This is a genomic window from Aliterella sp. E5.1, from assembly GCF_057473825.1.
Window position 1 is genome coordinate 1 of sequence record NZ_JBYCCV010000124.1, and the last position, 9,798, is coordinate 9,798.

Consider the following 9,798-nt stretch of genomic DNA (forward strand, 5'->3'; position numbering starts at 1 on the left):
ACGTCTGTTGGCAAACAGGACAGAGATAGCGTTGATGTCCGTTGGGCATCTTGCCGTGTTTATGGGCTTTAGAATGATCACACAAAGGGCATTGCATGGACGAGTTGCAGATGAGAGATCCCCTCTACTCTACCAATCCCACGTTTATTTGACGCACTACCGGTACTTCTGGCGGCGGCGCTACACCGCGATCGCGATCGCCATTACCCGACTTGCATACAGCAACAATATTGTCTGTTAGCTGGAGGTTAGTAGTCAATTCGGCATTACCTGGCTCTAGGGGCAAATCTCGGTAAATATCTAAACCAATCGCTGCGGGTTTACTTTAGTTAAGCTTATCTAGCAACTGATTAATTACCCGATCCGTGGCGGACCATTTGCCCAAATTGCGGATATCTTCTTCATCAACAGCGACAACCAATAAGCGAGGATCGACACCATTATCTGGTTGCAGGCGCACTAAACTATCAGCAAAACTTAATTCCAACCCTTCTAGAAGCGAAAGTTGTTTTCCACCAATGACCAACGCTGAGACGGCAATACTAGCAATAATGACTGTTCCACTCAAAAGCGATGAAGCTAGTTTAGGAAAATTACCCGGTTTTGAGGACGAAGAACTCATAGGTGAATAAATTAAAAGTTAATACTATCTACACTTTCTAGCCCCGGCTGTCCGCTCAAAAGTAAAACCAGATATATTCTATTATCTAGCCTAGACTATAGCGGATTCTTGCCTAAATTATGCAGTATAGATATAGAGCGTTTTAAAAGCAGCATTCCTTAACAGCATTGTAAATATTCAGGGTCGCGCATCGCTGTATATTAGTTTCTGATAAGTGCTGTGTCGATCTCAGCAACGCCCAAACAAGAGGTAAATGAAAAAGTGAGAATATTAATACGCGGATTAACAATATTGCTAGCGATCGTAGGCTGCTGGGGATTAGTGGGCGGAGATTCCTCCCGCGTCGCCCTAGCTCTGCCTAGCACCAGCTTTCATACATCAGTACCAATTTTAGCCAAGGTAGAACTCCCTACCAAAGAATTGCGTAATAAAGCCGATGACAAGCTAGATACAGAATTTGGCAAAAAAATTGACCTAAATAACACCAACGTCCGGGCTTTCCAACGCTATCCAGGTATGTATCCGACTTTAGCCAAAGCTATCATCCAAAATGCTCCCTACAACCAAGTAGAAGACGTGTTGAAAATTGTCGGACTAAGCGATCGCCAAAAAGAAATCCTCCAAGCAAACTTGGATAATTTCGCCGTTACAGAATTTGATTCTGTTTTTAACGAAGGCGACGATCGCTACAACAACGGTATTTACAGATAATCTATTCTGGTAAAAGTGAGCGCCCCAAGTTAAGTAAGTTTTGAGTTATAAATATATGTTTAACTTAAAACTATTTTCCCCACCTTGACTCAGTTACAAAATCTCTCTCAAGCCTTTGATATTTTAGTAGTGGGCGCGGGTGCAGCAGGACTGTACACCGCGCTTTGTCTTCCTAGCACTCTTAGTGTTGGTTTAATTACTAAAGATACAGTTTCTCTATCCGCCAGCGATTGGGCGCAAGGAGGGATTGCGGCGGCGATGTCTCCTGAAGACTCTCCCTCACTGCACTTAGAAGACACGATCGCGGCGGGTGCGGGTTTATGCGACTTGGAGGCGGTAACATTTTTAGCCCAAAACGCCCCTAGTTGCATTCAATCGTTAGTGAATATGGGTGTAGCTTTTGATCGCCAGGGAGAGCAACTAGCTTTAACTTTAGAAGCCGCCCACTCTCGCCGCCGAGTTCTCCATGCCGCCGACACCACAGGCAAAGAAGTAATTACAACTCTTACCGCCCAAGTATTGCAGCGCCAAAATATTCAAATTCTTCAACAAACCTTAGCTTTAAGTCTATGGCTAAATCTCCAAACTGGTCGCTGTCAAGGAATTAGTTTAATTTATAATAATCGGATAATTTGGGTACGAGCCAAAGCTGTCGTTTTAGCAACCGGAGGCGGCGGTCAAGTTTTTGCTCATACCACCAACCCCGCCGTTAGTACGGGAGATGGAGTTGCAATGGCTTGGCGGAGTGGCGCTATGCTACGAGACTTAGAATTTGTTCAGTTTCACCCTACAGCTTTAACGATTCCTGGGGCAAATAGCTTTTTAATTAGCGAAGCAGTCCGAGGCGAAGGCGCGCATTTAGTCGATGACACTGGTACACGCTTTGCCTTCGACTATCACCCCAAAGGAGAACTAGCGCCTAGAGACATCGTTAGTCGGGCTATTTTTACTCACTTACAAAATAACGCTACAGACCCAGCCAAGGCGAATGTTTGGCTAGATTTAAGACCGATTCCCAAAGAGAAAATTAGTCATCGCTTCCCAAATATTATTCAAGTATGTCAGCGATGGGGTCTAGATGTATTTTCTCAACCAATTCCTGTTGCTCCGGCGGCTCATTATTGGATGGGGGGAATTGAAACAGATTTAAGCAATCGCACCTCCATACCGGGTTTATATGCAGTGGGAGAAACTGCAAGTACCGGAGTGCATGGGGCTAATCGCTTGGCGAGTAATTCCTTATTGGAATGTATTGTATTTGGCGCTCAGATGGCTAAATTGGAGTTAGAGGATGTAAGTTGTCCAGAGCAATCTTCTAGCAGCGAATCGGTATTTAAACTTATGGCAAGCGGCTGGGATTCTCAACAAGCAACCTTAGCAAGTATCCGCGAACAACTACCGCGTGTAGTCTGGCAAAGTGCGGGAATTTGTCGGGAGCAAAAAAGTTTAGAGTCAGGAATTGCTCAAGTAGAAATATTGCGAAAAGAATTTACAAAGTTACCTTTAAGTCAATTTTTGCTCGACTTACCTGCGGCGCAAATAGGTAGTTTTGACAAAGAAACTCCCCACCAACAACTATATTTGTGGGGAGAAACTCGTAATTTGCTCGACATTGCCTATTTAATCTTGCAAAGCGCCTTGTTTCGTACCGAAAGCCGTGGCGGTCACTACCGCCAAGATTATCCGCAAACCGATCGCGATTGGCAAGTCCACACCTTAGTCAAAAAAGATCGGGTATGGAAATCGCAATTAGTAGGGTGAAGATTTAGATCTAGGGCGCGGAGACAATTGCAAAATTGCGATCGCCTGTATAACCAGAAAGATCGGCAAGTTCGTTCAAAGACTTGACTCCTGGGTACAACTTGCCTTTAATTTCCCAAGACGGGAAGCTTTCTATATTTGCCGTTTTACACAAGTCTGGGCGGGGATCGATGCCACCTTCGGCGCATTCGACATGAGTAATCTCTTTGTAAGCTTCCTTACCAAACAATAATTTTTGCTCGTGACAATGAGGACACCACCAAGCAATATATTCTTTAGCACCAATGTTTGTAAGGTGACGGGCGAGATCGATCTCTGATTGCCCAGAAGTAGTTGTAATTTCCCAGCCAATGCCAGGGGTTGGTTGAGTTACTGGTCTAACAGCTACCTGCCCTGTGGGAGCTACCGCACCATTGCCATTGACTCCAGCATAAACGCCTAAAGTACCAATTAGCGTCACCATACCAACAACAATCGCTGTAAAGAAAATTTGTCCAATATCTTCCCAAGTACGACCAACAATTGTTAATACAAGCAAGCTAAGGGAAAACAGCGCCGAAGCCAGACAGTAGATACACAAAGCTTTCAGTTCAAAAGCCAGCAGATACATGAGATAGCTGCTAAAAACCGTCATCGCGATCGCGCCAGCCAAGAGCAATAGCCAAGTTGTATTCTCAATTTTGTTATGCAAATCTTTATTTTTTGCGGCATCCACTGCCAAAGGAGCCAAAGCAAAGATCAACATACTAACATAAGCCAAAAACCCAAACAAAGCCAAAGGCTGACCAAAAACTTCCGCGTAAGGACTAGAGAGAACCAAATCGCAGCTTTTTGTCGGACAAGCCGCAGGATTTAGAGAAAGCTTAGCCACAGTGAGATAAGCAGTAGTCAAAGCTCCAAATCCGGCGATCGCAGCAATTATGGGACGCGACCAGCGATGAATCCAAGGAATAGAACGACGGCGACTCATTAAAATAACCCTAATATTTATTGAATAAACTACGATAACTAAAACTTACAGCAATTAAAAATTAACCTTTTGCCACCCTAAAAAGCTTTTATTTTCAAAGATCGGACTTTATTTTTTCTTAAAGCCAGCCCTATAATTTTGCTTATTTTCATTTTCAATAATCTTCACCCGAACACTGCTGAACGCACGAGACTTGTAGACTCATAGACAAGATATTGTTTGCAGGGGGTTTGGGGGAGGCAACTCGTCCCCCAATGGGGGGTTTGGGGGGCAGACCCCCCATATTTTGGTTTTTCTTCAGACAATACAGGCAGCATAACTTACTTTAATTATGCTCGTAAGGTAACAGAATCAGGTGTTACCGAAGGTAAAGGAGACTTAGCGATTGTAGCCGCTTCCACAAACTGACTAACTCGGTTGGGATCTATTGGTTGTTCTATCCGCCCGTGACGCTTGAGAGAACTAGAGACAATCACCCCATCGGCGGCGGACATCAACGTCGAAATATTTTCCCAATTTGCGCCACTACCAATAAAAACTGGAGTACCTTTAGCCGCCGCACTTGCCAACTCCAAATCCTCCAGATTTGGCGGACTACCCGTTGCCCAACCCGATAAGATGATCCCATCTGCCAAACCCCGCTCAATAGTATCTTGCACAGCCACCGTAAGATTTGGCGAACTCAGAGGTCTAGCGTGTTTGACCAACACATCGGCAAATATTTTCACATCGCTGCCCAATTCTCGACGATAACGCAGCAATTGATGCGCCGCCCCCTCAATTAGCCCTTGGTCAGTCGCCATTACCCCGGTAAGCACGTTTACCCGGATAAACTGCGCTTTGACCACACTAGCAATTGCGATCGCGCTATGAGCATCATTGCGTAACACATTGATCCCAATCGGCAAAGTTACTAAATTCATCAACCGATCGATAACAATCGTCATCGCACTGACCACCGCCGGATCTACCTGACTTTTTGTAAACGGCGCATCAAAAAAATTTTCGACAATAATGCCATTAACTCCGCCACTAGCTAAAGCCGTTGCTTCTTGCTCTGCGCGATCGATTACAGCTTTAAGGCTACCTCCCCATCGGGGCGCTGTAGGCAAAGGCAGTAGATGAACAACACCAACGATCGGATTTGGGGTTTTAAATAGCCGATTTAAGTCCACTTCTTTCCTATCTGAATTCAGCCAACTACTGGTTAGCTAAAGTTCCGTTAAATTTTTACACAAACAGGTCTTTATTATGCCTTTTTCCCAGAATTGGAAAATTGAGCCGTAAAGTACCCATAAGATATGTTAAGATAAAAACGATGCAAGAACAGGAGTTTGCCACTCCTGCTAATTAAAGGCTTACCACTACTACGCCAAGCGTTACTGTGAGATGAGCCTATCTCTAGGGTAAAGTACGGTATCCTATACCAAAATCTAAATTGGTGCTTTAAAGTTTAAAAATTATAAAGTTTAAAGAAATACAGTTTCATCGACTAAGCCCCGCTACAAACGGCATTTTTTAGCCTCCTAAGTTGATTATACAGCTATGAAGAATTAAACTTCTTCGCGCCTAAAGTCACACTCAGGAGCATCGCGTTAACTTCATACGAGCGTTATTTCACTTTATGGGAGATAAGCCAACCATAGCAATTTCACATCTAGGTTGCGAGAAAAACCGAATTGACACCGAGCATATGCTAGGACTGCTGGTAGAGGCAGGGTACAATGTAGACAGTAATGAAGAGTTAGCAAACTATGTTATTGTCAACACCTGTAGCTTTATTCAATCAGCAAGAGAAGAATCTGTAAGGACTTTGGTAGAACTTGCCGAAGCAGATAAGAAAATTGTGATTACAGGCTGCATGGCGCAGCATTTCCAAGAGCAACTATTAGACGAATTGCCAGAAGCCGTAGCCGTAGTTGGTACTGGCGACTACCACAAAATTGTCGATGTAATTTCGCGGGTACAAGCAGGAGAAAGAGTAAAGCTAGTTTCCCCCGAACCAACCTATATCGCCGATGAGACAACACCCCGCTACCGGACGACCACTGAAGGTGTAGCCTACGTACGCATAGCAGAAGGTTGTGATTATCGCTGTGCTTTTTGCATTATTCCGCACTTGCGGGGAAATCAGCGATCGCGTTCTATTGAATCTATCGTCACCGAAGCCAAGCAACTAGCAAGCCAAGGAGTAAAGGAAATTATCTTAATTTCCCAAATTACTACCAACTACGGCTTAGATTTGTACGGCGAACCAAAGTTAGCCCAGTTATTAAAGGAACTTGGTAAAGTAGATATTCCTTGGATTCGGATGCACTACGCCTATCCTACGGGGTTAACACCTAAAGTAATTGAAGCGATTTGCGCAACACCCAACGTTTTACCTTACTTAGACTTGCCCTTACAGCATTCTCACCCGGAAATATTACGGGCAATGAATCGGCCTTGGCAAGGCGCGATTAACGATGCGATCGTTGAAAAACTGAAAGCAGCTTTGCCAAAAGCAGTCATGCGGACGACTTTTATCGTTGGATTTCCTGGCGAAACAGACGAACATTACACACATTTGTTACAGTTTGTAAAGCGCCATCAATTCGATCATGTAGGAGTATTTACTTTTTCACCAGAAGAAGAAACCCCTGCTTATAAATTACCCAATCAATTGCCCCAAGAAGTCATGGAGGCAAGACGAGATGAGTTGATGGAACTCCAGCAACCAATTTCGTTACAAAAAAACCAGCAGGAAATCGGTCAAGTAGTAGACGTACTAATTGAGCAAGAAAATCCCGAAACTGGAGAATTGATTGGACGTTCCGCTCGGTTTTCGCCCGAAGTAGATGGTTTAGTCTACGTCCAAGGCAAAGCCGCGCTAGGCTCGATTGTGCCAGTAACAATCTTGGATGCTGACATATACGACTTATACGGGCAAATAGTTAATAGTTACAACTAAAAGCGTGGAACCGATTCCACCGCATAAAATCCCGTAAAACGCTCATACAAAGATCATTATCTAAACGTAAACATTAGGAGAATAAATGACTCTTTCCTTTGAAAGCTTAGGACTTTCGGCATTTCGTGTTAGCCAATTAGAAAGCCTAGGATTTACCGAGCCTACCAACATCCAAGCCCAAGCAATTCCTGAAGTACTGAAGGGCAATGATGTAGTAGCAAAATCGCAAACAGGAACAGGCAAAACAGCCGCTTTTGCCCTGCCAATATTAGAGCAAATTGATAGCACTCAAAAAGGAGTGCAAGCTTTAATTTTGACTCCTACTCGCGAACTCGCGGTGCAAGTTTGTACTGCAATCACTAGCTTTGTAGGCAATCAAGACATCCGAGTAGCGGCAATTTATGGCGGACAATCTATTGACCGTCAAATGCTGCAACTCAAGCGTGGTGTACAAATAGTTGTAGGAACACCCGGACGAGTAATCGACTTACTAGAGCGCGGAAACTTAAAACTAGAATCAATTAAATGGTTTGTGTTGGATGAAGCCGACGAAATGTTGAGCATGGGCTTTATTGATGATGTGGAGAAAATCCTCAAGTCAGCCCCCGCAGAGCGCCAAACAGCTTTATTCTCGGCAACAATGCCCGTAACTATTCGCCACTTAGTTGCCAGATTTTTGAAGTCCCCCGTAACAATTACGGTAGAGCAGCCCAAAGCCGCACCAACAAAAATCAATCAAGTAGCTTACATAGTACCCCGCCAATGGACAAAAGCTAGAGCTTTACAGTCAATTTTGGAACTAGAAGATCCAGAATCAGCACTAATTTTTGTTCGCACCCGTCGCACGGCAGCAGAATTGACTAACCAATTACAAAATGCTGGTCATAGCGCGGACGAATACCACGGAGACTTGACTCAGCAAGCTAGAGAGCGGCTATTAAGTCGTTTCCGCAATAAGCAAGTCCGGTGGGTAATTGCTACCGATATTGCGGCAAGAGGCTTGGATGTAGATCAGTTGAGCCATGTAATTAACTACGACTTACCCGACAGCGTAGAAACCTACGTTCACCGGATTGGTCGTACAGGTAGAGCGGGTAATGAAGGGACAGCAATTTCTGTAGTCCAGACCTTTGAGCGCCGCAAACAGCAGCAAATCGAACGCCACGTCCGCCAAAACTGGAAAATAAATACAATTCCAACTAGAGCGCAAATTGAATCTCGGCAAATTGAAAGGCTGCAAGTTCAAGTAAAAGAAGCTTTATCTGGCGAAAGATTGGCATCATTTTTACCCATTGTGCGTGAATTGAGCGAAGAATACGACGCTCATGCGATCGCGGCAGCAGCTTTACAGATGGCTTATGACAAAACTCGTCCTACTTGGATGCAGTCAGACGCGGTAAATGCTGAAGAAGAAAGGATTTCTTCACCTAAGCCAGTCTTAATTAAGCGTTCTGGGCAACCATCAGTATCGAAAAATAACTAAGGTATTAGGGAGGAAATTAACTTTCTTCCCTATTGTCCTTTAATGGAGCCAAGGACGGCTAACTTGTTCTAGCTCCAGTTCATCATTAGTTAGTTTCCAGCCCAACGAGCCAGCATTTTGCTGGACTTGCTGGGCTGTTTTTGCGCCCGAAATTGCTACTATATTACCTTGGGCAATTAGCCAATTGAGGGCAACTTGAGCGGGAGTGCGATCACGTTTTTCACTAATTTGTCTAAGCAAGGCTACCACTGGTTCAATTTTTTCTAATCCCGCCTTACTAAATTGGGGATCGAAGGATCTAGCGCCTGTAGGTTTTTCGGAACTATCGGGGCGATATTTGCCCGTTAGTCTTCCTTGGGCTAAAGGGCTATAAGCAAGCAAAGTAACGCCTAATTGTTTTGCTGTAGCCGTTATCCCACTACTTTCAATTTGTCTAGTTAGCAGCGAGTAACGAACTTGGTTTACAGCTAAAGGTACACCGCGAAGATCTAAAATTTTGTGTGCTTCTCGCATTTGCTGGGCGGAGTAGTTGCTTACACCCACTGCGCCAATTCTACCGCGTTGAACTTCATCAGCTAAGGCATTCATGAGGGTTTCTTGGCTCATCAAAAAGCTAAAGGGCCAATGCACTTGATACAACGCTACTTGCTCTACTTGGAGGCGTTTGAGGCTTTCTGTTAGAGCCTCTGAGACGGATTGAGCGGTAAAACGCCAAGGTAAAGGACCAAATTTAGTTGCAATTTGCACTTGCTTGTCGCTCTGCTTCATGAATTGCCCTAAAAGTTCTTCCGATAGCCCCAACCCATAAATTTCCGCCGTATCAAAGAAAGTTGTACCCGCTTCTAGAGCGGCGCTGAAAGCTTCTTTTAGCTGTTTTTCGTCGTAATCGCTGCCATAGCTCCAAAACAGCTTATCTCCCCAAGCCCACGTACCAATACATAATGGTGGCACTGCTATACTACTTTGCCCTAGTGTGATTGTTTCCATTGTTACCTTTACACTTGTTTACATTTCTCTAGTGTAACTTTGGAGTTGGGAGCAAGGGAGGTAGGTAATATGAGCGTAACCAAATTTTACTACTATGATTGTGACGGAGCTTCGAGTTTACGTGTTAACACACCGAGGTGAGGAGGAAGCTTTACACGCCTACGTTGACAAACTCCATGCTGAAAAAGGTAGTGCGTCAGATTATTGTGGGATAGGTCACGATATCATTCCAAGTCCATGGTCGAGAGGTTAATCCTGCTCGTTGTGCGGCAGTGGACTTGAACCGACTATGCTGCCAAATCCAATTGAAGTAA

Annotated in this window: 10 protein-coding genes and 2 pseudogenes; 5 read left to right on the forward strand and 7 right to left on the reverse strand. The window is 44.4% G+C overall.

What is annotated here, in order from left to right:
- From AC2VE5_RS22160 to AC2VE5_RS22170, 3 genes are all read right to left on the reverse strand, one after another.
- On the reverse strand, window positions 1–97 hold a 97-nt coding region (locus AC2VE5_RS22160; protein WP_486886923.1), incomplete at its 3' end, for an IS1/IS1595 family N-terminal zinc-binding domain-containing protein.
- A 27-nt stretch (window positions 98–124) separates the two neighbouring features.
- The gene (locus tag AC2VE5_RS22165; RefSeq protein ID WP_486889850.1) at window positions 125–286 is read right to left on the reverse strand and encodes a hypothetical protein; all 162 of its coding nucleotides are present in this window, start codon (window positions 284–286) and stop codon (window positions 125–127) included.
- Window positions 287–325: 39 nt separating this feature from the next.
- Complete coding sequence (locus AC2VE5_RS22170; RefSeq protein WP_486889851.1) at window positions 326–622, reverse strand: CHASE2 domain-containing protein; 297 nt, start codon at window positions 620–622, stop codon at window positions 326–328.
- Between the two features lie 261 nt (window positions 623–883).
- Between AC2VE5_RS22170 and psbU the strand changes: the two genes are divergently transcribed.
- Together psbU and nadB are read left to right on the forward strand one after the other, a co-directional pair.
- On the forward strand, window positions 884–1,333 hold the full coding sequence (gene psbU / locus AC2VE5_RS22175) for a photosystem II complex extrinsic protein PsbU (protein ID WP_486889852.1): 450 nt from the start codon (window positions 884–886) through the stop codon (window positions 1,331–1,333).
- 84 nt (window positions 1,334–1,417) lie between these two features.
- Window positions 1,418–3,094 (forward strand): L-aspartate oxidase, encoded by a 1,677-nt coding sequence (gene nadB / locus AC2VE5_RS22180; RefSeq protein ID WP_486889853.1) that lies wholly within the window; start codon window positions 1,418–1,420, stop codon window positions 3,092–3,094.
- A 10-nt stretch (window positions 3,095–3,104) separates the two neighbouring features.
- On the opposite strand, the gene AC2VE5_RS22185 is transcribed toward nadB, so the two are convergent.
- Both AC2VE5_RS22185 and btpA read right to left on the reverse strand, forming a co-directional pair.
- Window positions 3,105–4,064, reverse strand: a complete 960-nt coding sequence (locus tag AC2VE5_RS22185) for a vitamin K epoxide reductase family protein (protein WP_486889854.1) — start codon at window positions 4,062–4,064, stop codon at window positions 3,105–3,107.
- Window positions 4,065–4,393: 329 nt separating this feature from the next.
- Entirely contained in the window at window positions 4,394–5,239 is an 846-nt protein-coding gene (gene btpA / locus AC2VE5_RS22190; protein WP_486889855.1) for a photosystem I biogenesis protein BtpA, read from the reverse strand.
- Window positions 5,240–5,688: 449 nt separating this feature from the next.
- On the opposite strand from btpA, the gene rimO reads away from it, so the two are divergent.
- Entirely contained in the window at window positions 5,689–7,014 is a 1,326-nt protein-coding gene (gene rimO / locus AC2VE5_RS22195; RefSeq protein WP_486889856.1) for a 30S ribosomal protein S12 methylthiotransferase RimO, read from the forward strand.
- A gap of 85 nt (window positions 7,015–7,099) precedes the next feature.
- The gene (locus tag AC2VE5_RS22200; RefSeq protein WP_486889857.1) at window positions 7,100–8,497 is read left to right on the forward strand and encodes a DEAD/DEAH box helicase; all 1,398 of its coding nucleotides are present in this window, start codon (window positions 7,100–7,102) and stop codon (window positions 8,495–8,497) included.
- 39 nt (window positions 8,498–8,536) lie between these two features.
- On the opposite strand, the gene AC2VE5_RS22205 is transcribed toward AC2VE5_RS22200, so the two are convergent.
- Window positions 8,537–9,484, reverse strand: coding sequence for an aldo/keto reductase (locus tag AC2VE5_RS22205; RefSeq protein ID WP_486889858.1), 948 nt, complete (start codon window positions 9,482–9,484; stop codon window positions 8,537–8,539).
- 91 nt (window positions 9,485–9,575) lie between these two features.
- Here AC2VE5_RS22205 and AC2VE5_RS22210 point away from each other — a divergent pair.
- Window positions 9,576–9,668 (forward strand): annotated as a pseudogene (locus tag AC2VE5_RS22210) (DUF6887 family protein); the annotation flags it as partial.
- A gap of 12 nt (window positions 9,669–9,680) precedes the next feature.
- Here the strand turns inward: AC2VE5_RS22210 and AC2VE5_RS22215 are convergent.
- Window positions 9,681–9,798: pseudogene (locus AC2VE5_RS22215) on the reverse strand (IS1 family transposase); the annotation flags it as partial.

Bases quoted from the DNA above. Each gene is read 5' to 3' on its own strand.
- AC2VE5_RS22170 (WP_486889851.1), bottom strand. From the start codon at position 622: ATGAGTTCTTCGTCCTCAAAACCGGGTAATTTTCCTAAACTAGCTTCA.
- AC2VE5_RS22185 (WP_486889854.1), bottom strand. From the start codon at position 4,064: ATGAGTCGCCGTCGTTCTATTCCTTGGATTCATCGCTGGTCGCGTCCC.
- rimO (WP_486889856.1), top strand. From the start codon at position 5,689: ATGGGAGATAAGCCAACCATAGCAATTTCACATCTAGGTTGCGAGAAA.
- AC2VE5_RS22200 (WP_486889857.1), top strand. From the start codon at position 7,100: ATGACTCTTTCCTTTGAAAGCTTAGGACTTTCGGCATTTCGTGTTAGC.
- AC2VE5_RS22205 (WP_486889858.1), bottom strand. From the start codon at position 9,484: ATGGAAACAATCACACTAGGGCAAAGTAGTATAGCAGTGCCACCATTA.